Here is a 23067-nt window from a genome sequence, read left to right as displayed (position 1 = left end):
ATTCCTCAATCTTTAAGCTATATATTTTCCCCTAAAATAGGGAGCGAGTAAGCGTCAATAAATATTATGCGAGTAGTAGCCCTTGTACCTGGCGGAATTGGCGACCAAATTCTCTTCTTTCCGACTCTAGATGACCTGAAGCGCCATTACCCTAACGCTCAGATAGATGTCGTTGTTGAACCCCGGTCAAAGGCTGCCTACCGAGTGAGCAAATCAGTTCACGAGGTGCTGAACTTTGATTTTCAAGACCGTAACAGTCTGGCAGATTGGGGTAACCTGGTAGGCGTAATTCGCGATCGCGAATACGATGTTGTCATTGCTGTGAAGCAAAGTTGGTTGCTGGGTCTTTTGCTCTGGTTAACAGGAATTCCCATACGCATTGGCTACCAAGGCAAAGGTTCGGTTTTTCTAAGCCACGCTGTGCCATTCAAACCATCCCAGTATGCGGCGGCAGTATATCATGATTTGCTCCAACCATTGGAAATAAATAGCCCTGTCCCAGAGTTAGCAGTAAATGTGCCAAAACCAGATATTGAGTGGGCACAAAAGGAACAAAAACGCTTAGGGGTGCATGAAACAGGCTATATCTTGATTCATGGCGGTTCTGGCCAGTTATCCCAGGCTAAAGAACCGGATAAAATCTACCCTGTCGAGAAGTGGCATCAAATTATTCAAGCCTTCCAACATAAGCAGCCGGATCTGCCTGTGGTGGTTATTAAAGGACTTGATGATCAGCAGTTTATGCGATCGCTTCTGGAGTCTTCTCCAGATATCAAGGTGACTGCCCCAGATGATATTGGCAAGTTAACTGCCATAATTGCCGGGGCTAATTTGATGTTGTCTACTGATAGTGCGGCACTACAACTGAGCGTTGCAGTGCAAACCTATACTATCGCCCTATTTGGGCCCAGCGATCCAGCTAAGTTGTTGCCGAAAAACGATAAATTTCTGGCCATTGAATCCCCCACGGGAAAAACGGCGGATGTTTCACCAAACGCAGTTTTGGAGAAAATTTTGGGTGGCTAAACCAGCAGTTTGTCCCAATTTCTGCAATCAGTCTATTGGATATCCAATGTAGTTATGCGTTTATTAAATGACCGCAAAACTGGACATGACGGCTAGATTTTGCGGTCATTAAGTATTAAAAAATACGCTAGAAAATTAGATTTTTCTCTGCATTTATGCCCCAGAGGACTAAATCCATGTCCCATTAATAGTTTGTAAAGAAATAATTGATGGTTAAGGATTGTTCGTAGTTTGCGTTTTAGCGAAGCCAGCGCAAACTACGAACTTATCAAATCAAAGTTAACTGTGCCAATTTTAGATTTTAGATTTTAGATTTTATAGCTGTAGCCATATTACTTAGGACGCTGCTTGCTTGAGAACGGTTTCTATAGCATCACGTAAATTAATAGAGAGGCCAAGTTCGCCTGCGCCGAAGACGAGGATAGAGGTCATGATTAATGAATAGGAGGGTAACGTTTTATTTCAAGCAATTCACGATTTAAATACAGTAGTCGTTGCACTTAGCGATTTCGCGATTTAAAATATCTCAAAAAAAGCATCATCTAATTCATAACCCAGCATTTGGGCCATAGACTTCAGCCGCGATAGGCTGGGGATGCCCTGTTGTTTGAGCCAATCACCTAAAGTAAAGATTTTATGCATCAAAAATATTTCTAAGGCTTCAGGATTGTACTGAATGCCTTCTTGAGAACTGAACTGGTGTGGTACAAGCATGGCAGCATAACGAACAAACTCTCCAGCTTTCCAATCTAGTAAAAATGCTAACCAGGGGTATTTGGCATCTAGGCGCACAAACCATAGCCGCACCTCTGGAATTTCTGAGAGTTCCCGTGGATCGCCAGGTTCTTGATCGTATTTGATATCAAAACGTAGCTGCTGTTCATGGGATACTAGACCAGCTTGCAGCAGTTGTTCAATCACCGTTGACGCAGGCGACAGATCCAGATTGTTAATGAAGTCATTATTGAGTGCGATCGCGATTGTCATTGATTCAGCAGTCACTTTCTTGATGCTCAACTGTAGGATCGACAATCTACAGTAGCAGCTTTCAGGGATTGACGCTAGATTGACCTTTAGTTACACAAACCAAAGTTGGCAGTCTCAACGCTTTGGCTGTGCATAATTGCCTCGCTGGGAATGCTTCTCAGTTTTGGCTTACCCTTACCCACAAAATTGGGATGTATAGACGGGGAATTAGAAGAGGTAAAAACACTTTATGATCCGTGATGACAGCAGGTAAATATTATGCTCTTGTGGAGGTCTAGATGAATGTATTAAAGCGTCGTATTGGTCTTGAACAAGAATTTTTTCTGGTAGATGAGACTGGTTATCTGAGCGATCGCGCCGATGAGTTTTTGGAAGCTTGTCACTTAATGGCGCAAACACAAGGTTTAAACCCAAAGTACTTTGTGCCAGAGTTCGTCAAAAGCATGGTAGAAATTAACACACCTCCTGCCGACACTGGTACAGAACTAGGAAGAGTTTATCTCAAAAATCTCAAATTGGCGCTTTCTGTGGCGCAACAGATGGGTTTACGCCTTTACCCTCTGTCTAGCTACCCTTTGCACATTACACCAGTTATGCGCGATCAGCCTAATTACCATATCCAAGCGCGGACTGTCGGCTATGAGAAATTTTTACACGCCGGCAAATGTACAGGTACACACCTGCATTTGGAAGTCCCGCCTGGGGTAATTGACCCTGATGTTGCAGTATCCTACAACTCGACATCAAAAGAGCGAGAAGAACTACTAAATATCTATAATTTAGCTACAGCTTGCGACTCAGCACTCATTTCTCTGACGCGGGCGTGTCCATTTTATGAAGGACAGGCGATCGGACTAGCCGCGCACACAACTCGTTATCGAGGTAGTGAAACCTTTGGCTGGGAAGGAGTTTACACTGATTTACAGCCAGTCGGTGGACTCATGCCTTATGCATTGAGTGTGGAGGGTTTAGTTGAACAGCAATTTGCTCGTTATTATGCTTGGTTGCAAGCGATGGAAAAAGCCGGAATTGAACCGAACCTGTTCAAAGAAGCAGGAGTCAGCTTACTCAAGTCAGCTTGGAATCCAGTTAGACTCAACAATCTCAGCACAGTGGAAATTAGATGTATAGATAGTAACTATCCTCTGGTAATTTTAGCTGTAATTACACTGCTTGAGAAGGCGGCTGATCGAGTCAGACGTGAGAAATTAACAGTTAGACCAGCGAAAGAAATGCAGATATTTGAAGTAGTTGGCGATCGCCTATATGTACCAGATTTTGAATATCTATCAGGTGAATTGCTTTATACCTCAGCTACAGAGGGAGTTAAAAACCCCAAAGTTAAGGCTTATGTCGATTCAATTTTGCAGTTTGCAAGCGCTCAGGGTGGCGAAGGAGCAAATTTTCTGGCGAAATTGAGCAAACACCTCGATCACTATCAGACGATAGAAGCTGGGATATTGCAAGAGTTTACCCCAACAACTGCTCAACTTCCATTAGATGACGGTTTGCGTTTAGTGCGTGAATGTTGTGACAAGCTAGAAGCACAAGTTTCATCGATAGACACAGAAAATCCCCTAGCAGCGTTGGATGCTGATGAAGGATTATTACTACAGCAGCATTAATCGAAATAGAGTGCAAAGTTTTTCATAAATACTTGAGGGGGTAAGAGGTTGTTGGCGTTGGCAACAACCTCTTACCCCCTTACGATATTCACGTATAGCGGATTTGGCTACACTTACACCAGAATTCAAGTATTTGAACCACATCTGTCGTAGGGGCGCAAGGCCTTGCGCTAGGGGCGCGTGGTCTATTTACCTGAAAATAGCTGTAAATATTACTTTTCTAATTACAATAATTATTTATATTTAAATATAAATTGCTACACCATTAACATAGTATGTGATTAGAATTAGCCTACTTGGAAAAGGCAACGCCTGTCCCAAGGTGGACATTTACAGCAATTTTAAGTTAAAGTTGTAATGAGTTTGTTTTAGATAAAGGTCTGACAAAGTAGCCCTCAACAACCAAAAAAATCATTATCACCACCTGTCACTTCCGCAGCATCAAAAGCCAAAATACAAGTACAGGTAAAAAAGCGCTGTGCAATATGATTGCATATATTAAATAACCAATAAACGTTGAAATGGGAAAATTTCCTTAACAGTTTACAAGCTGTAATATGCAAAAACAAACAATTCCTACAAAACAAATTCGTTCCCTAGAAGATGCCCTTGAGCAGTGTCAAATCCTGGGTATGCGCGTTAGTCGTCAGCGTCGCTTTATTCTGGAATTACTTTGGCAAGCAAATGAACATCTTTCTGCTAGGGAAATTTACGATCGCTTGAACCAACAAGGCAAAGAAATCGGTCATACGTCTGTTTATCAAAATTTAGAAGCATTATCTAGTCAGAGCATCATTGAGTGTATTGAACGCTGTGATGGGCGTTTATACGGTAATATCAGTGACTCTCACAGTCATGTTAACTGTATAGATACAAATCAAATTCTTGATGTTCATGTGGAACTGCCAGAAGATTTTATCCGCAAAATTGAAGAACAAACAGGAGTACGGATTACTGAATATAGTATTAACTTTTTTGGCTACCGCAACCCGCAAGAAAGCTGATGAGAGTTAAGAAGTGAGAGAGACGCGATTAATCGCGTCTGTACAGGAGTTTGGAGTTAAAAGTCTGGATTCTAGCTTTCCTAGCTAATAAAACCTAATAACCATTAGTCTCATCAATGGGGTTATTGCCAAAAACTGTCTCGTCATCATCGGTATGATCATCTAAATCTCCTGGTAATAATTGTAAGTTTGCGTTAGCTAAATTTGCCCCAATTAACTTCGCATTCGATAAGTTTGTCTGCTGAAAATTGTTTTTTAAATCCCGAAATTTAAAGTTAAATCCTGGAAAAGTATTATAGCGGTTCTCCATTAAATCTTGGGGATGACGACCAGCGAGTAAATTAGCGATCGCTTCTGGAGTCCGGTGGATATGAGCCGATTTTGAGCGCAGTAGCATCGTCTTGATCCCACCAATTAGCGGATAGCCCAACAACCATCGACTCAGGCGATGATAAATTTCCCATAACAGATAAGACTTTTAAGTATTAGCAACTAACTCCAATAGTTCATCATCTTGCAGTCCGTCGCAGTACAAAACGCCCAACAAATGCAGCATTAGGGGTTAATGGACAAGGGCAGATAATTCTCTTAACTTCGATTGGCTGGCAAATAAGCCTGTGTGTTTTCAGAATGTAAAGAAATTTTGAGCGATCGCCCCACTGGAAATCCTCTGATTTGATTGATTGCGATCTAGGGTTCTGTCAACCAGTGCCGAATACTCAGGTTCATTTAATTACACAGTGACGGCTGCCTATGCCAACTATGATCGATTTATCAGTTTGCGAAAACAGGTAACAATCGGGAAGACAAAGTTTTGTATCAAAGCTGTTTTCTGATTGGTAAAAAACAGTGCTTGGGTAATTGAGTAGAGTATGAGCGATCGCCCTCTAAAATTATTGTTAATCGACCAAGACCCAATTTTTCGTCTGGGATTACGGGTAGCTCTGGAAGCAATTACTAACCTGCAAGTTACAGGAGTGGTAGAAACTGATACTGCTGCCTTGCAAATTTTAGCAGAAATTGCCCAAGAGGACCCTAACCAGGTAAATTTGGTGGTTTTGGAATTCGGTAATGGCCGCTCCACCACCAGTCAGCAGCTAGGTTTACAATTTTGTCGGCAACTCAGAGCCTTATATCCCAACCTGCCAATTTTGCTCCTCAGTTCTGTTCAAGAACAAGGACTACTATTGGCTGCGAAATCTGTTGGTATTAATGGCTACTGCCCCAAAGGCACACCACTTCCTGAGTTAGTCGCCGCCATGCAAGAAGTTGCAGATGGTGGTTCCTATTGGTTTCAGGACACGGAACCAATAATCACTCCTAATTCCTCACTCCTCATTGCCCTTAATCCCCTCCAGGGGCCGCGAGTTCCCCACTCCCCACTTCCCTTTTTTAGACTGCGAAATAATTTACGTTTGTCAGGAATTGCTTACATTGACGCTACCCTAGCCGCAGTAACAGCACAATTACAAGTTCCCGGACTACCAGTACTAGATCGAGCAATTCTGGCTGGACAGCGGCGAGAACTGCTAGCGGCTCGTTGGTTAATAAATCGGTTGTTGATTTCATCGCAAGAAAGGCAAGAGGAACATATCCCCGTTGCTGATCAGCCGCCTCTGTTTCCTTCATTAAGTAGTGCCATTCAACAAAGGCAAATGTCACCTTTACTTAGTCCGGGAAGACTACAATCTGAGTTATTTGCATCTTGCGTTACCAAACTTCAATTTCCTTTACAAAATGTCACAGATATCCCTTTAGAAATTGACATCTTTCGTGAAGATAAAAAACGAGAATTACTTTATCTTATCCTGCAAAAATTGGCTGAACAGTTGGATGAACTGCGTGCTTCTCAAATAGAGATAAATCAATTATATGAGGTAAAACTTATCCTATTACGTGATTTATGGCAAGTAGCAATTACAGAGTTTTTTGGTAAATTTTCTCGAATAAAATTAGGAAATCAAAATATAGAAATTGTTAATTTTTTGCTCCAAAATACAGAGGTTGTGCAAAGAGATATTCTCAATAAAATTCCCCTATATTGTGAATTTTATTCTTATCTGCTATTTCAAACAGAATTAAACATTGATAATACTTCTTATCCAGTAGTGAGCGCTGAAGCCAAGTCCCAAGCATTAATGATTTTAGAGAACTTGTTGATTCAGGTAGCGAATGGGGTAGTGCAACCACTGCTAAACTCTTTAGCAGATGTAGAAGCAATTAAAAAAAAATTTTATGGATGCCAATTGATTTCCACACGAGAGATTGAACGATTTAGAAATGATTTATCGTGGAAATATCGTTTAGCTAATTATATAAATGAGCCAAAAGCAGTTTTTGAAAGTCGATATGAGCTATTTGTAATTACGCCTCGCGGCATTGCCAAGACTTCAGTTTATGCTCCTCGAAATCAGGAGTTAGTAAAACTTACTAATATTCCTTTAGTAGTGACGTTACTCCTAGAATTTAGTGATGCGATCGCACCGCGTTTAAAATCACTATTAGCTTTTTTAGGTAGTGGTATAGTCTTCATCCTCACCCAAGTAATTGGTCAGGGTTTAGGTTTAATCGGTCGTGGTATTCTTCAAGGTATTGGTAGTGTTTCGTTAGTAGAAAAGAACTTTAAACGAAATAGCGATCGGTCTAAATGAAGAAGCAGGGGAAGAAGTACTATTGATAATTGACCAATGCCCCATACTTCTTTACGAGAGGCTGCGCCCTAAGCGTAGCTATGCCGTAGGCTTTACGGCAACGCTCAGTACAAGTGCCCAATCCCCTATGACAAATGACAAATGACTAACAATGATTTTATCGGGCTAGCAATTTCTTATGTTTACGCGATTAGTCTGCTTGTGATTGGCGAGGGACTGCGTAGGCTGTTTGCTGTGAAGCCGGATTTGACTCGCAAAGTGATCCATATTGGTGCAGGGATGTGGGTCTTTGGCGTCCTGCTGCTGTTTAAGCATTGGGAAATCGGAATTATACCTTTTGCTACCTTTATCGGACTTAACTACCTGTTTTACCGCTACCGAATCATTGGCGCAATGGATACCCAGGATAGCTCACCCGGCACAGTTTATTTCGCTATCTCAGTGACACTGCTTTTCGGGCTACTGTGGCGACCAGACGGGCCAGTAGATAGCGCTCCAATCGCTATAGCCGGGATAATGGCGATGACCTGGGGGGATGCACTAGCAGCATTAATCGGTAGACGCTTCGGACAGCATAAATACCAAGTGGGAAATTCTGTGCGTTCCTGGGAAGGTTCGGCAGCAATGTTTGTAGCGAGTACAGTGGTCATTTTCTTAGTGCTGTTGCTGCTACCTGGTTCGTCGCTGAGTCCCCTGGCAAAACCTTTTAGTTTGGTATGGGTCTTGTTAACCGCAGTAATAACTGCTACTTTCGCCACCCTAGCAGAGGCAGTCTCACCCCACGGTACAGATAACCTCAGTGTGCCTCTGGTAGCTGCGGGGGTAGTGTGGGTAGTCATGCAGGGATTTTAATACACTCTCAATTACTTCGTTCCCAGTCTCCGGCTGGAATTTCAGTCACTAATAATACTAATAATATACATATAACTACACTAGCCATTGACACCACCTCACAGTTAGCCCCCAGAGATGGTGTCATTGCTATTACCATCAGCGATCGCGTCATCACCTGGAGTGCCAGAAATAGTATCGTTTTGGTTAGTAACAGTGATGTATAGCACCAACTGCGATCGCAACCCAATACGCTTGGGTTAAAATTTAACTCTTTGCCAAAGTAAATTTTTTTAACGAACCGCAAAGGATGCAAAGCAAGAGAAAGAAGAGAAGGAAGAAATGCTTAACTGAACTGTATTGGATCGCAACTCTAGCAGTAAATGTAGAATGGGGCGAATTAGATTATTTATTAATAGATTTACCTCCCGGTAGAGGTAATGCTCAAATAACAATTATCCCAGAAAGCCCAGTTTGTGGAGTTATTCTAATGACAACTCCCACCCCACTCACAAATTCCAATTGCGGCGAAAATGGAAGAAGCTTTCTAAAAACTCTTGCAAAGCAATATTGCTATTTAACCTCTGCTTACTCCACTCTCTTGCAGTTTGTTCCAGAATTTCTGAGAAGCTGGGATAGACGGAAAATAGATTTGCTAAATCTTTGACTTTAATTTTTTGGGACATTGCTAAAGCAATCAAATTAATCAACTCTCCAGCTTCTGTCCCCAATATTGAAGCTCCCAAAATTTCACCGTTGCCTAGCACAATTAATTTATACATACCAGTGGTTTCGTCCCTAAGTTGGGCTGCTGCCACTGTTTTAAAATACTGTCGCAAAACTAAGACTTTATCTCGACCAAATTGGCGTTTTGCCTGCGCCTCTGTCAAACCCACTTGCGCTACCATCGGTACAGAAAACATTGCCCAAGGAATGGAGTGATAATTTACTTTTAATCTGGGGAAAAAGAGTGCATTGTTCAGGGCAATTTTTGCTTCATAATTAGCGATATTGGCAAAGTCGTAACCACCAATTACATCACCACAAGCGTAAATGCGGTGGTTAGTAGTTTGTAGTTTATCATTCACTACTAAGCTACGCCGATGCCATTTCACGCCTACCGTTGCCAAATTTAGAAATTCAAAATTCGGTTGTTGTCCAGTCGCCACTAGAATTTCATCAGTTTCAATGGCTTTATCTCCTGCTTGAATCCACTTTTTATCCTCAATTAGCCTCACCTGAGTTACTGGTTTATCAGTGAGGACGCATACACCTTCAACTTCCAACTGTGCCTGAAGCAGTATGGCTATCTCAGGGTCAAGATGGGGTAGAACATAGGGATACTTGACTACCAGCGTCACACTGCAACCAAACCGCGCTAAAGTTTGAGCGATTTCAATGCTTTGGGGAATCCCGCCAATAATTACCCAATTTTTGGGTAATGTCGCTCCCTTTAAGGATTGCCAAATATTAGATAGGGTAAAGTAGCCAGTGGCTTGCAATCCTTCAATCTCTGGAATTTCTGGACGCGAACCACTGGCCAGCAAATAGGTACGGGCGCGTAGTAGGCGATTGTTAACAGCAAAAGCGAGTTGGGGTGAAGATTGAAATTGACCACTACCAACGATGACATCTACCCCCAGCGCGGCTAGGATGGCTGGAGAATGCTGTTCTTTGAGATTTGAGGCGATGCATTGAGCATACAGCATCGCCTCTTGCCATGCTATAGATATGTGGCATTCTTCTGAGGTATCAGTGTGTGTGGCATGAATACCAAAACTAGCGGCATCATTCAACTTCTGCGCCAGTTTACCGATTTCGGTAAGAGCATGGTGATCAGTAAACCCGTAATCTACTTTGGGTTGCACCAGGGCAACTGTAGCACGTAGTTGGGTGGCAGCAAGGGCAGCATAGTATCCAGCAAGACTGCCACCAATAATTACAACATCATAGTCAACGGTCACGCGAATTTAAAGTTAGGAGTTAGGAATTAGGAGACGCGATTAATCGCGTCTGTACAGGAGTTAGGAATTAGGAGACGCGATTAATCGCGTCTGTACAGGAGTTAAGAGTAGAGACGCGATTAATCGCGTCTGTATAGGAGTTAGGAGTTAAAACCCTTCTTATAGGGTTTCTGGGTTGAGTTCAATACAGACCTAACGAAAACTGCCCCTTCCATACAAGAAAAGGGGAGTAAGATTCAAAGCCTTTCTCCTTTTGGGAGAGAGGAATGGAAGTGAGGTCAGAGTGGATTGCATACAAACGATCGCTCGCTATAAACTCATAACTCATAACTTATAACTTATAACTCCTAACTCTCTTTTAGCGCTGTTAGTAAGCGTTGGTTATCGGACTCTTCACGTACAGCAACCCGGAAAAAGCGATCGCCTAGTTCTTTAAAACTAAGGCAATCGCGGATTAAAATCTGGTGATGCTGGAGTAATTGTTGCTGTAAGTGCGAAGTAGACTGTTGGGACTCAACTAGTAAAAAGTTAGCAGCACTTGCTTGGGGTTGCAATCCTGGGATTTCAGCTAAACCCTGAAAGAGTTGGTTTCGTGCAGGTGGTAGCCATGCCCAGGTTTGCTGTTGAAACTCCGTATCCTGGAGGGCTGCAATTGCTGCCGCCGCTGCTAGCGTGTTTACGGGCCAGGGGTCACGCCATAGCTGCCATTTAGCCAGCCAGTCGGGGTGTGCGATCGCATATCCCAATCGCAGTCCTGGGAGACTGTAAAATTTGGTCAGCGATCGCAATACTACTAAATTTGCATATTCCTGCACCACCCCAATCAGGCTTTGTTCCTCATTGGGCGGCACAAAATCCATAAATGCTTCATCCACCACAACCAAAGCAAATTGCTCCAGGTAGGGCAAAATAGAGTCCCGCGAAAATAGTTTTCCGGTTGGGTTGTGGGGGTTGTTTAGCAGTAAGGCGCAGTCAGTAGAACTAAGTCCTGAGTGCTGAGTCTTGAGTAGAGCTTTTAACTCAGCAATACCAGTTGCTACAACTTTAGGAAAGTTAGCAACGTACTGGCTCCTCAGCACTGGTTGCTCAGAACTAATCAGCGGACACTCCAGCACTTTAGCGTTGTATGCCCTCAGGGTTCGGTAGTAGTCGCCAAAGGCTGGAGTGATTAAAATTGTCGCGGCTAATTGAGCTAATTCCCTACCTACTAAAGTAAGTAATTCTGCGGAGCCGTTCCCCGGCAGAATCCACTCAGGCGGCAATTGATGGAAGTGACTGAGAGCTAGTCTCAGTTCACTATAGTTTGGGTCTGGATAGTGCTTAAGATTACCAATTTGGGACAGGATAGCAGCGATCGCGCTGTTTGGAGGCCCCAACGGGCTGATACTAGCAGAAAAATCCAGAATAGCGTCAGGGGGACAGCCAGCCAGTGCTGCTGCCCAGGCTAAATTTCCCCCGTGTGCAGGTTGCCGCATTAAAAAAGGGTTCCAGAAGATAGAACCTATGATTTTGGGGGTGCTACCTTTTCTCTAAACAGTTTTCCTGCCGAGAAAGCAGGAACCCTCGTCGCTGGAATTTCCATTTTTTCATTTGTTTTCGGGTTGCGACCTTCGCGGGCTTTACGTTCCCGTGATTCAAATGAGCCAAATCCTACCAGCGTTACCTTATCACCAGAGGAAACTGCTTCAATAATCGTTTCCAAAGCGGCAGTTAAGACTGCATCCGCTTGTTTCTTGGTAACACTAGCCTTTTCAGCTACGGCATCAACTAATTCACCTTTGTTCATGTCAAACTCCTGAAGGTTTACTTGAGATTCTTTAGGATGTACTTTGGTACATCTGTACTAAAATCTTTGTTCGTAGAAATACAAAAATCATCCTTTGGGAGTATTTTTACTCAAAATGGCTGTACATCCCATCGGCTCGACTTTTCAATGAATCATTCTAAGGTGTTGTAGCCTGATGTGGATAGATGAAACCATTAATTTATATAGATTTCAGGATGTTTTGTCATTTTAGGGTACTTGTTTCACTAAAAACCACCCAAAAACTAGGAATAAATACTTATTAAAACTGCAATCGCTAAGGTAACAGGGGAGTGGGAAGGTGGGAGATGCTTAGTATTTGTTGAGATTAATTAAGGATTTGAAGAGTTATTGAAAATCGAAGCCTCTGATCCGGGACTTGTTTAAGAAGTCGGAAATTTTGTTAACTTTTCACCTCATCTGGAAAAATCAAAGCCTCTCCCTGTCCTGACTTTAATCCCTCTCCTTACCAAAGAGAGGGACAGGTTTTGCGTAGCATAACCTTTCTTGAGGTTTTCTTGAGCTATTCGATAAACCATAAATTGTGTCCAGAGAGACTTGTGTACACACAGTAGGTATTACTAGGGGAGAGGTTTGGCGATAATTATGGTCAATTTGCCGGACATGGTTTTACTTTTCCCTAGCAGAAATTGGCTCACAAGCTGAAAAATTATGTTTTTTCAAATCATTGTTTCTTCTGCTTAACGTGAATTAAACGCCTCATATAGTGTCTGTCTAATTAGCTAAATACAAAAGACCTCTAAGAGGTTTTACTACACAAAAGCGTCCCTCTCCGACTCGGAGAGGGACAGACTTGAACTTTAGTTCAAGGCAGGAAGAGGTTCGAGGATTTGAGCCAGAGGTGACTCACCTACCCATTATCTTTATTATCTGCTAGGAAGCTTCAACCCCCGACGCTCAAGGATTTGGCGCACTTCTGGGCTGGGGGTGTAGTTATAGCCGTAGGAAGAGTTATCAGAGTCGTCCATGATTTGAGGTGTGAGCAACACAATCACCTCATTGCGTTGGTTCTGTCTGTTTGTACTTCTAAACAGCGAACCAATTAGTGGAAGATCACCCAAAATGGGAATTTTGGAAACAGTTGTCCGGTCTGCATCTTGAATGATGCCTGAGAGAATTAACGTTTGACCATCTCGCAGGCGAATCGAGCCAGAATTAAGAGAGCGCTCAGATACCAAGAATATTTGTTGGCTACCACCTCCGCCAACATTGATGGTAGCTGGAGCTTGGGGTGCTTTGACGACAGGAGCTACCGATAGAGAAACAAAACCGTTATCGTCAATCCGCTCAATTTTGACAGCTAAGGTTAAACCTACTCGGTCTTTTTCCGCTGAAATCGTTTCTGTAGCAAGATTCTCATCACGAACGATTTCCCTTTTAATATTGCCTACCACTTCCTGAGTCAGGTTGACATTAGCGGTTTGACCTTCTTGGACAATTAACGTCGGGTCTGTCAAAATCTTGGCGTTGCCATTTTGCACTTGAGCCTGCAAGCTAGCGAGAAGACGTTTAGGGAACTGGAATATGCTGGGCAAGGCTAATGTACCGTCGGGTGTAATACCTGGGGTTTGAGGATTAGAGTTTGCTCCAGCAGTACCATTTATAATATTTCCGCTAAATAGTGGATTAGTGGTTATAGGTGTACTAGTCACACTGGTTGATGCTTCAGCTCTAGTAGCTGGTCTGGAACCGCCAAAATTCAGAGATGCTGCACCACCATCATTAGTGAAGTAGTTGTTACCAACCCCAAAGGAAAAGCTAGTGTTGTAGTCCTGGGTGTTCAAGAGGTTAACATCGACAATCTTGACGTTGACTACGACTTGACGACGGCGGATATCAAGCTGAGTTAGTTGAGCCATAGCCATCTCAACTAGCCGGGGAGCGCCAATTAAGGTAATGGCATTGGTGCGCTCATCTCCTAATGCCTGTAAACCTCTCAGTAATGGGTTAGAGTCTGTAAAATTAACACGTTGAGTTTCAACTCTGGTTTCTGTGGTCGTCTGAGTTTGGGTGATAGGTGCAGCTCCAGTACCCACGGGTACAGCATTAACGCTGGTAACTTGTCGTTCCCGGCTGACGGCACTTTCTGCTCCTAAGCCGACCAAAAAATTCAAAGCAACTCCCACTGATACCTGATTAAGTCGCAGGCTACGCATAACCATGTCACGGGTGGAATTAGGTAGTTTAGGCCCAACAAAAATTGTGCGATTACTGCGGTTAGCTTCCAAACCACTCAAGCGCAAGACGTAGTTAAACACATCTTGCACTGGCTCGTTTTCTATATCCAGGGAGATTGTTTGAGAAGTTCCCTGACTTCCAGCACCAGCAGCTTGCTCACCTCCAACATAAGCCAGGTTCAAATTAGCAGCACGAGCAAGCAGTGACAAAACCTCACGCACCGGCGCATCTCGCAACACTAGGCGGGGTACACGTTCCTGAGTTCCTAAGTCAATTGAGCTAGGAGAAGCATCAGTATTGGAGATGGCAATATCTCCCACAGGTGGGGCAACGGCTCTCGGTAAGAAAGGTGGAGCCTGACTCACAGGTTGACCTGGCCCAGCAGCTTGTGCAGGTTTTCCGTCAATCGTGATTTCCGGGTTGGGAACCAGAACACCTGGCTTTTGACCCGGTTGGGCTGGAGTAGTGGCAGGCGGTGCTGTGGATGTTGGCGCTGTTGGCGTTGGTGCTGATGCTATAGTGCCTGCGGATGGGCTAAACCTGAGTGTAATTCCATTTGGCGATCGCACCACCGGTTGACTGCTAGGTACGTTGTTGCTGCCAGTTACCGTCACCCGAATGCTATTGGCATCAAGCTGACTAACCTCCACAGAGGCAATTCCTGGTGCTGGGCTATCTTGACGAAAACTATTGCCTTGTGGTAATCGTAATTGAGTATTGATAACATCTGCGACTAAAGCTTTACCTCTTTTTGTCGTGAAAACTTGGGGGCGTGACCCTGAAGAAGTTTTCAAAGCAACGCTAATTCCACCATTAACTGGATTTAACTGTACATTAGTAACTTGACTAATTTGTGCCCAAACTGGTTGAGCTGCCAAAAATACAAAAGCGGCAGTACCTAATATAAAGCTATTACCGTGAAGCTGTTTCACAGTTCATTCCTCACTTAATAAAACCTTGTTTACAAACAATTGTGAATAGTTAGGAGTGAGGAGTGAATAGTCAGGAATGATAACTCATAATTCCTAACTCCTGTACAGACGCGATTAATCGCGTCTCCTAACTCCTGTACAGACGCGATTAATCGCGTTTCCTAACTCCTGTACAGACGCGATTAATCGCGTCTCCTAACTACTTTTTCGGGGCAGTTTTAGCAGCTGCTGCCGCTGCTATTTCTTCTGGACTAAGTGGCATCAATATCTGTAACTGGAATGATGTATTAATCGCTGCTGGGCCTACCTGCACAGGCGTTTTATCTAATGGGGATCTTGACTCTATTGGAGCCAAAGTTGCTTGATAATCTTTAATTATTAACAAAGGCTGTAAACGCTCAATGTTACGGATTATTGATTGCGTTTGTTCATAAGTTCCGGTAATTTCGGCATTGATGCTGCTACGTTCCAGCTTGCCATCAACCAGTGGTCCTAGACTTCCATCGATAATTGGTTCTGGTTTTTGAGAAACTGGCACAAATTTATTCAGTTTGGCTCTTACTGCATTTATAGAAGTTGGAGTATTGCCAGACTCAACTAAACGGTTCATATCTAACAGCAATGTATCCGAAGTTTTTTCGTTAGCAAATAAACTTAAAACTTGAACTTTTTGCTGTTTTGCCTGTGCTAGTTCGTTTTTAACTTGATCAATCTGTTTGATATTGGCTTTTTTTTGGGCAACTTGCGCTTGCAGTTCCAAGCTTTTTGCTTGCTGTTGCTGATAGCTTTCCCAAGCTGGCATCAGCAGGTTTAACAATATATAAGCTGCTCCCGCTAAACCAATTACCCCTACCAAGATCCCAATAATTTTTGGTGTGAGGGCAATGCCAAAGATTACGGGAGACGCTGGCGTTGCGGAATCAAATTCCCCACCATGTTCGGCAAAATTTAAATCATCACTCAGCGTCATTTTGAAATGACTCCTGTTTGTTGCATACTACGAATTCGAGTCACTAACCCCACTGTGCCTTTTTTTTCTAACTCCCGGATTAATTCCGAAGCTGGAACATCGTTCATGCTCGATTGAATAGTGTATTTAACTAGTTGGGGGGGCTTAATTATTACACTACTAATAGGTTGACCCACACCTGGTGTTAAGGGAGCATCTACTAACGTTGCCGTCAGAATTCTGCTTTCTGTGGACTTCAAGAACTGAGACTGTTGTAAAATCAATAAGAAATCATTGACATCGTTAAAGGAACGAGCCAATCCGGTAATTTCTAATCCCCCGGCGGGATTGTTTGCTGGCTGACCTACTGCTGCTGCAATTGGTGGGATTTGCTTGATATTCTCAATTTGCACTGCCGCTGGAGTGCGATCGCGCAAATCTTGCAGCATTGCTGACCAAGGTCGAATCTGGTCAAATACAGTGACTAAAGCTTGGGTTTCCGCTTTAATTGCATTTGTCTCGGCTTTGATTTTGTTAATATTTCCTATTTCTGTATCTAATCTCTTGCTTTCTTGGTCAAGTTGTGCAATCTGACCATCTAATTCAACAATCTTCCCTTGCAAAAACCACCAACTAACTCCCAATAAAGCTGGAAGACCTACACCCACTGCAAGTCCCACATATACTGGTGTTAAATTCCCCGTAGGCAGGTTTAGGGATATACCTCGCTTTCGCTTAGGGTTTTCCTGGTATGCTGGGCGGTCTTTAAGAAAGTTAACATCCAAACTATACATTTTCTCACACCAACTAGAGATAAATATTATGGTTTGAGAATTCTCAAACAGCGTGACTAGTCAAAGCAGACAATCCCTTCGGCTTAGTGCAGTCGCTCATGAGGAGCCACTGTGGTGGACGGGTTAAGAGGCATAAAGGAGACAGTGCGCCCAAGCGGTTTCCCCTTCTCACATTGGGAGAGGCTAGCGCCTGCCGTAGGATGCCCAAAGGGCTGTAGGGAGAAGATCGCGCTGCTTCACCAAAATTTAAAATCCAAAATCTAAAATTGGTATTACACCTCCCGCATTCCTAGACCAAGTACAATTGCCAAGCCAGAGCGTTGCACCTGTGGATATTTATCAGTGTCAACCTCCAAGGACAAAGCTCCGATTGGATCTATTTGGGTAGTTGGCAAGCTCAATCGTTGGGTAAAGAATTCATCTAGCTGTTGCAGTCCACCTCCTGGGCCAGCTAATAAAATCTGCGCTACCTCCAAATTTTCACTTTGATTAAGGTAAAAATCGATGGAACGGCGCAGTTCATCCGTTAGTTCTCCCAATACTCTCAATATGGCTGCCATCCCAGGATCGAGTTCGGTCACGCCGGTTTTCCCACCGTCTATGGAAGTTGGAGGAATAATCATTCCGTGTAAGAGTTCCATATCTCGTGATGTGGGTAAGCTCATTGTCCTTGCTAAGGCTGTTTGCATTTGATAAGTCCCGATTGGGACTGTGCGTGAAAATTGCGGCACTCCATTAACGATGATGGCGATTTCTGTACTGTCGAACTCTATATCAACTAGTACTGCTGCTTCTTGCGGCCCAAACTGTCGCAGTTGCTCACGAATAGTCCGAATCAGAGCAAAACTGTTAATTTCTAAAACATCGATTTCTAATCCTGCTTGCTGGAATGTACTTATATAGGTATCCGTTATCTCTTTGCGGGTGGCTACTAAGAGTACATGTACTTTTTCAATGCCATCTTCATCTACAAAGTACCCAAGTTTCTGATAATCTACATCAGCCTCTTCACGAGGATAGGGTAAATATAAACCTGCTTCATGGTTTAACACCATTTCTCGCAGTTCTTTGTCATCTAACTCTGCTGGCACAGGGATGATCCGAACGATGGAATCTCGCCCTGGGACACCAGTGGCGACGCGAGAAGTTTTGATTTTGCTTTCAGCTAGCGCCTGCTGGATTAATTGCGCCATTGCTGCGGGGTCGGTGATTTGACCATCGGTAACTACGCCTTCTGGAACTGCTACTGATGTAAAGGTTTCTAGTTTCAAGACTTGACGCTGCTTGCGTAGCTGAACTACATTTACCCGTTCGGGAGCAAGTTCAATACCGACCCCTTTATTCGATTTGCCAAACAGACGATTGAAGCTTTGTACCACAGTTGTGCCCGCTGGACTGCTAAATTGAAAATTTAAATGATACTAAAAACGGACTTGGTGCTAGAGTCATTAATGAAAAACCTAAGCCCCCAGCCCCCTTCCCTACAAGGGTTGGGGGAGCTAAACTCCACTCTCCAAAGCAAAGAGGGGTTAGAGGAGAAGTTCTTCCAGGATTACTGAATTCGTGTTCTAGGTAATTTATTTAGCCTATAATCTCGACAATTTTGTCTAAGCTTTTCACACTGAGCAAGCGTAAAAATACTGGGAAAATGATTCAATTGCGAAAATTTAAACAACTTGTTGCTTTTGTACTGCTTGGCTTATTAACCAGTTGGATTGTAAGTTGCAGCACAGGTAATGTTAGTACAAGTACAAAACAAGCTAGTTCAGGAGCGGCAACTATTGAGTTTTGGACGATGCAACTCCAACCTCAATTTACCGACTACTTCAAAAGCCTAATTGCGAGTTTTGAATCGCAAAATCCAGGTATAAAGATTAACTGGGTTGATGTACCTTGGGCGGCGATGGAGAACAAAATTTTAACTGCTGTCTCAGCAAAAACGCCACCAGATGTAGTTAACCTCAATCCGGGTTTCGCTTCCCAACTTGCGGGACGAAATGCCTGGTTAGATTTAGATGCAAAAGTCTCAAACGATGTACGTTCCTCCTATCTACCAAATATCTGGAAGGCAAGCACGCTTAATGGCAAGAGTTTTGGGATTCCCTGGTATCTCACCACACGGTTAACCATTTATAACACCGATTTATTAAAACAGGCAGGTATCAATAAACCACCTGCAACCTACAGAGAATTGGCACAAGCAGCTCAACAAATTAAAGATAAAACTGGCAAATATGCCTTTTTTGTGACTTTTGTACCGCAAGATTCTGGTGAAGTGCTGGAATCTTTTGTGCAAATGGGAGTCACCCTAGTAGATGCTGAGGGGAAAGCAGCGTTTAATTCAGCACAAGGTAAAGCAGCGTTTCAGTATTGGGTAGACTTGTATAAAAAAGGGTTGCTTCCAAAAGAAGCTTTGACGCAAGGACATCGCCACGCGATCGATTTATACCAATCTGGAGAGACTGTGTTTCTTGCTTCTGGACCAGAGTTTCTGAAAACGATCGCTAATAATGCCCCGAAAATTGCTCAAGCTTCGGGAATAGCCCCTCAACTTACTGGTGACACAGGCAAGAAAAATGTTGCGGTGATGAACATAGTTATTCCCCGCGACACTAAACAACCAGACGGTGCTGTGAAGTTTGCTTTATTTGTTACCAATGACGAAAATCAGTTAGCCTTTGCTAAAGCTGCAAATGTCCTACCTTCTACAGTCAAAGCATTGTCTGATAGTTACTTTAAAGATATTCCAGCTAATGCTTCAACAGTAGAAAAAGCGCGAGTTATTAGTGCTAAAGAACTACAACAAGCAGAAATATTAACCCCGACTTTGAAGGATTTCAACCTTTTGCAAAAAGCAGTTTATGAAAACTTGCAAGCAGCAATGTTAGGCGATAAGAGTGTAGATAAAGCCGTAGAAGATGCGGCGCAACAGTGGAATCAAAGATAAATTTTGTAATTCGTAATTATGATTTACGAATTATATTGGTTGTAGATAAAAAATCGCCTACTAAATAAAGGGAACCACATAAAACGATTAAATCGTCTGTGGTAGCAGTTGAGGTTGCTGCTTCTAATGCTGTGAATAAATCTGGATAGATTTGGCGATCACCTAATTCTGGACAAAGGCTGTAAGCTAGGTTTGCTAGGTAGTCTAAATCAGCAGAAGTTCTACCCGGCCAAGGTTCTATTGATATTGGTACTAAATAAAGGCGATCGCCTGGTTGCAGCAGGGCGGCAAAAATATCTGCATGATCCTTATCAGAAAACATTCCCATAACCCAATTGACTGGCTTGTGGTTAACTTCGTTTAAGCTATCAACATACTGACGAAGAACTTGGGCAGCAGCTGTATTATGAGCACCATCAATTAATAATTTATGGTTGTTCCAGTTAGTCCATTGCATCCGCCCCGGCCACTTAGTTTTTGCCATGCCGTTAATTATGGCTTCGTCTAAAATCTGCCAACCTTGTTGTTGGAGAATTTCTAAAGCAGTTAAAGCCAAAACTGAATTAGTTAATTGAATTTGTCCGGCTAATGGTAAAGGATATTTAATTGATTTAGAATTTTGAATAGTTTGATATTCTGCCCATCCTGACGCTAGTTGACGGGCGGGTTGAGGCGTAAAAATCGGACATTGTAATTCTAAAGCACGCGATCGCACAACTTTCTCTGCATCCGGTGGCAATGGCCCAACCACAACCGGACATCCAGGTTTGAGAATACCTGCTTTTTCTCTAGCAATATCGGCGAGGGTGGGGCCAAGTTGCTGCCAGTGTTCCCGGCTGATGGAAGTGATGATCGTAACCAGGGGTTCTAAGCAAACATTGGTAGCATCTAAGCGCCCTCCTAGTCCGACTTCTACCACAGCCACATCCACTTGCTGCTGGGCAAAATACAACCAAGCAGCCGCCGTAATTACCTCAAACTGAGTTGCCGATTCGTCCTGAGGACGAATCGCAGCTTGGACTTTTTCTAATAATTGGCTCAATTCCTCAGAGGAAATTGGCTGTTCATTTAAACAAATACGTTCCGTCCAATCAACTAAATGGGGGGAAATGTAGCGTCCTGTACGATAACCAGCCTCAGTAAGTACTGAGGAAAGATAGGCACAAACCGAACCTTTGCCATTGGTGCCAGCAACGTGAATTACCGGCATTTGGTAATGAGGATTACCGAGATTTGCCAATAGGTTGACAATGCGATCAAGTCCCAAATGGACACCAAAGCGTTGAAGGGGTTGTATTACAGAATCGATATTCAAGGAAGGGGGAGTGGGGAGAAATCAATTCAAAATTCAAAATGACGCTCTCTTACGAGACGCTGCGCGAACGCGGACTCGCTAACGCTGCGCTAACAAAATTCAAAATTGTTCGCGGAGCGTCTCGTTAGAGAAGAGCGGCAACTCTACCAGACACTTTGCGATCGCACAGCGTCTGGCGGAGAAGAATTCGGAGAGTGTGCCTAAGTCCTATTCTTTACTCAGAACTCGGAATAAGAGGAACTGACTGTCCCTGTGAAGAAAACAGTCGGTCGAGGAGTGATGATATTGAGCCGAATTTAAGCTTCCCGATCAAAAAAGCCTTGAATTTGTCTTAAAGCCGCAGCGCCAATATTAAACACTGCCCAGCCAGCGGCAATGGCAATTGGTGCTAAAACGATCGCTATACGGAAATCGATATCCATATCTAGAACCCCTCTCTTAAGTAGAAATTAAAGTTTTGTCAACTGCTCTCATTTTTATTTTTAGCTGAAGTGGGCAACTTTTCCAACTACATATGTAAAGAATGTTTAAATTCTAGCTACCTCTCCCCCAGTCTTTTCTTCTCTACAAGACGCTGCGCGAACAATTTTGAATTTTGTTAGCGCAGCGTTAGCGAGTCCGCGTTCGCGCAGCGTCTCGTAAGAGAGCGTCATTTTGAATTTTGAATTGATTTCTCCCCACTCCCTAAGACTTCTTAAACCCGATATCAGTACCCTTGCCAGCATGAACTAAAGCTAACTTTTGGTAACGTTTAGCGTGTTCAATGAGTTCTGCGGCTTCAGCTTCTGTTACTTGCCGTAACACTTTGCCAGGAATGCCCACAACTAGGGACAACGGAGGTATATCCTTGGTTACGACTGCGCCAGCACCGATAATGCTACCAGCACCCACTCGTACCCCGTCTAAAATCACCGCGCCAATGCCAATCAAAGTTCCATGCTCAATGTAAGCGGAATGGATCACAGCGCGATGCCCTACGGTAACATGATCTTCTAAAATTGTCGGAAAACCAGGATCACCATGTAGAATTGCCCCATCTTGAATATTTGTACATTCGCCAATTTCAATCCGTTCTACATCTCCTCTAACCACTGCTCCATACCAGATGCTCGCCCCTGCTGCTATATTTACCGAACCCATAACAACAGCATTGGCTGCGATAAAGGCAGCTTGAGAAAAATCGACAGATGTCCAGTAAGAAGCGGTAGACACGATAGAATATGAATATGGTACCCAGGAATACTGGAGAAAATCCAACTTTTGAGGCTAGTTTCACAACCAGGATATCACAGCGTCAAGCCTCTACGCTGAGGAAAACACTAGTTAGCAATGTTACTTCTGCAAGCCCGTGTCTTTGCAGAAGTTAGCAAGTAACCCAAAGTGGCGAAGCCGAAGTGTATAATCCAACCTACTAGTGCTGGTGAAGACAAAATTATGTTTGTACGCACTTCATGATGAATCCAGGCTTGCAGTACCCGATGTTTGGACCTGAAATACAGTGTCCCCATTGTCGCCAGACTATTCCGGCGCTGACATTAACAGATACCTATTTGTGTCCGCGTCATGGCGCGTTTGAAGCTAATCCTAAAAATGGAGAGTTAATCCATTTGCAATCGGGACGTCATTGGCGAAGGTGGAATAATGAATGGTATAGACAGCATACTCATCCTGATGGTATTCGCTTTGAAATTCACGAAGCATTAGACAAGCTTTATACCCAAGGATATCGAGCAACAAAAGTGATAATTGCTCAACGCTATCAGGAATTGATGAGTGGCTACTTGGAACGCAGTACACCTTGGCGTTCTGGACAACCGGAAGCTACTGCTGCTCGACTATACGGCTTACCCGTGGAGTTTAGCCCTGATACCTCAGAAGATGCCTGTTGGGAAGTGATTAATTTTGACTTGGAAAAAGAGCCTGGCGTCCCTGTACGCTACCCCTATTTCAGGTTATTTGAGTAAAGTTAGAAGTTAGGAGTAGAGATGCGATTAATCGCGTCTGTACAGGAGTTAGGAGTAGAGACGCGATTAATCGCG

General features: G+C 43.4%; 20 protein-coding genes and 1 pseudogene. 8 read left to right on the top strand and 13 right to left on the bottom strand.

Annotation, left to right across the window (positions count from 1 at the left end; translation table 11 throughout):
• Positions 1 to 66: 66 nt before the first annotated feature.
• Entirely contained in the window at positions 67 to 1026 is a 960-nt protein-coding gene (locus V7K46_RS11480; RefSeq protein WP_335113123.1) for a glycosyltransferase family 9 protein, read from the top strand.
• A gap of 516 nt (positions 1027 to 1542) precedes the next feature.
• Here the strand turns inward: V7K46_RS11480 and V7K46_RS11475 are convergent.
• The gene (locus V7K46_RS11475) at positions 1543 to 2013 is read right to left on the bottom strand and encodes a CRR6 family NdhI maturation factor (RefSeq protein WP_335113433.1); all 471 of its coding nucleotides are present in this window, start codon (positions 2011 to 2013) and stop codon (positions 1543 to 1545) included.
• A gap of 278 nt (positions 2014 to 2291) precedes the next feature.
• On the opposite strand from V7K46_RS11475, the gene V7K46_RS11470 reads away from it, so the two are divergent.
• A complete protein-coding gene (locus V7K46_RS11470) occupies positions 2292 to 3638 on the top strand; it encodes a glutamate-cysteine ligase family protein (RefSeq protein WP_335113121.1) in 1347 nt (448 codons plus the stop codon).
• 557 nt (positions 3639 to 4195) lie between these two features.
• Positions 4196 to 4642, top strand: coding sequence for a Fur family transcriptional regulator (locus V7K46_RS11465; RefSeq protein ID WP_335113119.1), 447 nt, complete (start codon positions 4196 to 4198; stop codon positions 4640 to 4642).
• Positions 4643 to 4736: 94 nt separating this feature from the next.
• Here V7K46_RS11465 and V7K46_RS11460 read toward each other — a convergent pair whose 3' ends face one another.
• Positions 4737 to 5039 (bottom strand): pentapeptide repeat-containing protein, encoded by a 303-nt coding sequence (locus V7K46_RS11460; protein ID WP_335113117.1) that lies wholly within the window; start codon positions 5037 to 5039, stop codon positions 4737 to 4739.
• 475 nt (positions 5040 to 5514) lie between these two features.
• Between V7K46_RS11460 and V7K46_RS11455 the strand changes: the two genes are divergently transcribed.
• A complete protein-coding gene (locus tag V7K46_RS11455) occupies positions 5515 to 7293 on the top strand; it encodes a DUF3685 domain-containing protein (RefSeq protein WP_335113115.1) in 1779 nt (592 codons plus the stop codon).
• A gap of 141 nt (positions 7294 to 7434) precedes the next feature.
• Positions 7435 to 8145 carry a diacylglycerol/polyprenol kinase family protein gene (locus V7K46_RS11450; protein ID WP_335113113.1) on the top strand — a complete coding sequence of 237 codons (711 nt, stop codon included), beginning with the start codon at positions 7435 to 7437 and terminating at the stop codon, positions 8143 to 8145.
• 7 nt (positions 8146 to 8152) lie between these two features.
• Here V7K46_RS11450 and V7K46_RS11445 read toward each other — a convergent pair whose 3' ends face one another.
• Positions 8153 to 8431: a hypothetical protein gene (locus tag V7K46_RS11445; protein WP_335113111.1), complete on the bottom strand. Its 279-nt coding sequence runs from the start codon at positions 8429 to 8431 to the stop codon at positions 8153 to 8155.
• Between the two features lie 3 nt (positions 8432 to 8434).
• On the opposite strand from V7K46_RS11445, the pseudogene V7K46_RS11440 reads away from it, so the two are divergent.
• Positions 8435 to 8584 (top strand): annotated as a pseudogene (locus tag V7K46_RS11440) (P-loop NTPase); the annotation flags it as partial.
• 49 nt (positions 8585 to 8633) lie between these two features.
• Here the strand turns inward: V7K46_RS11440 and V7K46_RS11435 are convergent.
• From V7K46_RS11435 to pilM, 7 genes are all read right to left on the bottom strand, one after another.
• Positions 8634 to 10088, bottom strand: coding sequence for a dihydrolipoyl dehydrogenase family protein (locus V7K46_RS11435; RefSeq protein ID WP_335113109.1), 1455 nt, complete (start codon positions 10086 to 10088; stop codon positions 8634 to 8636).
• A gap of 347 nt (positions 10089 to 10435) precedes the next feature.
• Positions 10436 to 11563, bottom strand: a complete 1128-nt coding sequence (gene cobD / locus V7K46_RS11430; protein ID WP_335113107.1) for a threonine-phosphate decarboxylase CobD — start codon at positions 11561 to 11563, stop codon at positions 10436 to 10438.
• A gap of 26 nt (positions 11564 to 11589) precedes the next feature.
• On the bottom strand, positions 11590 to 11874 hold the full coding sequence (locus V7K46_RS11425; RefSeq protein ID WP_103137906.1) for an HU family DNA-binding protein: 285 nt from the start codon (positions 11872 to 11874) through the stop codon (positions 11590 to 11592).
• 905 nt (positions 11875 to 12779) lie between these two features.
• A complete protein-coding gene (locus V7K46_RS11420; protein WP_335113105.1) occupies positions 12780 to 15023 on the bottom strand; it encodes an AMIN domain-containing protein in 2244 nt (747 codons plus the stop codon).
• Positions 15024 to 15222: 199 nt separating this feature from the next.
• Positions 15223 to 15993, bottom strand: a complete 771-nt coding sequence (locus V7K46_RS11415; RefSeq protein WP_335113103.1) for a pilus assembly protein PilO — start codon at positions 15991 to 15993, stop codon at positions 15223 to 15225.
• On the bottom strand, positions 15990 to 16766 hold the full coding sequence (locus tag V7K46_RS11410; RefSeq protein WP_335113100.1) for a PilN domain-containing protein: 777 nt from the start codon (positions 16764 to 16766) through the stop codon (positions 15990 to 15992). Before V7K46_RS11410 ends, V7K46_RS11415 begins: the two co-directional genes overlap by 4 nt.
• A 272-nt stretch (positions 16767 to 17038) precedes the next feature.
• Positions 17039 to 18145: a type IV pilus biogenesis protein PilM gene (gene pilM, locus V7K46_RS11405; RefSeq protein WP_335023752.1), complete on the bottom strand. Its 1107-nt coding sequence runs from the start codon at positions 18143 to 18145 to the stop codon at positions 17039 to 17041.
• A 269-nt stretch (positions 18146 to 18414) separates the two neighbouring features.
• Here pilM and V7K46_RS11400 point away from each other — a divergent pair, with 269 nt between their 5' ends.
• Positions 18415 to 19713, top strand: coding sequence for an ABC transporter substrate-binding protein (locus V7K46_RS11400; RefSeq protein WP_335113098.1), 1299 nt, complete (start codon positions 18415 to 18417; stop codon positions 19711 to 19713).
• A gap of 16 nt (positions 19714 to 19729) precedes the next feature.
• On the opposite strand, the gene V7K46_RS11395 is transcribed toward V7K46_RS11400, so the two are convergent.
• The 3 genes from V7K46_RS11395 to V7K46_RS11385 all read right to left on the bottom strand — a co-directional run bounded on the left by V7K46_RS11395 (position 19730) and on the right by V7K46_RS11385 (position 22240).
• A complete protein-coding gene (locus V7K46_RS11395) occupies positions 19730 to 21028 on the bottom strand; it encodes a bifunctional folylpolyglutamate synthase/dihydrofolate synthase (protein ID WP_335113096.1) in 1299 nt (432 codons plus the stop codon).
• A 296-nt stretch (positions 21029 to 21324) separates the two neighbouring features.
• Positions 21325 to 21450, bottom strand: coding sequence for a photosystem II protein Y (locus V7K46_RS11390; protein ID WP_273764542.1), 126 nt, complete (start codon positions 21448 to 21450; stop codon positions 21325 to 21327).
• 262 nt (positions 21451 to 21712) lie between these two features.
• A complete protein-coding gene (locus tag V7K46_RS11385) occupies positions 21713 to 22240 on the bottom strand; it encodes a gamma carbonic anhydrase family protein (protein WP_335113094.1) in 528 nt (175 codons plus the stop codon).
• Positions 22241 to 22482: 242 nt separating this feature from the next.
• Here V7K46_RS11385 and V7K46_RS11380 point away from each other — a divergent pair, with 242 nt between their 5' ends.
• Positions 22483 to 22992 carry a TIGR02652 family protein gene (locus V7K46_RS11380; RefSeq protein ID WP_442935949.1) on the top strand — a complete coding sequence of 170 codons (510 nt, stop codon included), beginning with the start codon at positions 22483 to 22485 and terminating at the stop codon, positions 22990 to 22992.
• Positions 22993 to 23067 lie beyond the last annotated feature (75 nt).

This window comes from Nostoc sp., from assembly GCF_036917395.1.
Lineage (GTDB): Bacteria > Cyanobacteriota > Cyanobacteriia > Cyanobacteriales > Nostocaceae > Nostoc.
This window is presented reverse-complemented; position numbering and strand designations above follow the sequence as displayed.

Bases quoted from the DNA above. Each gene is read 5' to 3' on its own strand.
- V7K46_RS11480 (WP_335113123.1), top strand. From the start codon at position 67: ATGCGAGTAGTAGCCCTTGTACCTGGCGGAATTGGCGACCAAATTCTC.
- V7K46_RS11475 (WP_335113433.1), bottom strand. From the start codon at position 2,013: ATGACAATCGCGATCGCACTCAATAATGACTTCATTAACAATCTGGAT.
- V7K46_RS11470 (WP_335113121.1), top strand. From the start codon at position 2,292: ATGAATGTATTAAAGCGTCGTATTGGTCTTGAACAAGAATTTTTTCTG.
- V7K46_RS11465 (WP_335113119.1), top strand. From the start codon at position 4,196: ATGCAAAAACAAACAATTCCTACAAAACAAATTCGTTCCCTAGAAGAT.
- V7K46_RS11460 (WP_335113117.1), bottom strand. From the start codon at position 5,039: ATGCTACTGCGCTCAAAATCGGCTCATATCCACCGGACTCCAGAAGCG.
- V7K46_RS11455 (WP_335113115.1), top strand. From the start codon at position 5,515: ATGAGCGATCGCCCTCTAAAATTATTGTTAATCGACCAAGACCCAATT.
- V7K46_RS11450 (WP_335113113.1), top strand. From the start codon at position 7,435: ATGACTAACAATGATTTTATCGGGCTAGCAATTTCTTATGTTTACGCG.
- cobD (WP_335113107.1), bottom strand. From the start codon at position 11,563: ATGCGGCAACCTGCACACGGGGGAAATTTAGCCTGGGCAGCAGCACTG.
- V7K46_RS11425 (WP_103137906.1), bottom strand. From the start codon at position 11,874: ATGAACAAAGGTGAATTAGTTGATGCCGTAGCTGAAAAGGCTAGTGTT.
- V7K46_RS11415 (WP_335113103.1), bottom strand. From the start codon at position 15,993: ATGACGCTGAGTGATGATTTAAATTTTGCCGAACATGGTGGGGAATTT.
- V7K46_RS11410 (WP_335113100.1), bottom strand. From the start codon at position 16,766: ATGTATAGTTTGGATGTTAACTTTCTTAAAGACCGCCCAGCATACCAG.
- V7K46_RS11400 (WP_335113098.1), top strand. From the start codon at position 18,415: ATGATTCAATTGCGAAAATTTAAACAACTTGTTGCTTTTGTACTGCTT.
- V7K46_RS11390 (WP_273764542.1), bottom strand. From the start codon at position 21,450: ATGGATATCGATTTCCGTATAGCGATCGTTTTAGCACCAATTGCCATT.
- V7K46_RS11380 (WP_442935949.1), top strand. From the start codon at position 22,483: ATGAATCCAGGCTTGCAGTACCCGATGTTTGGACCTGAAATACAGTGT.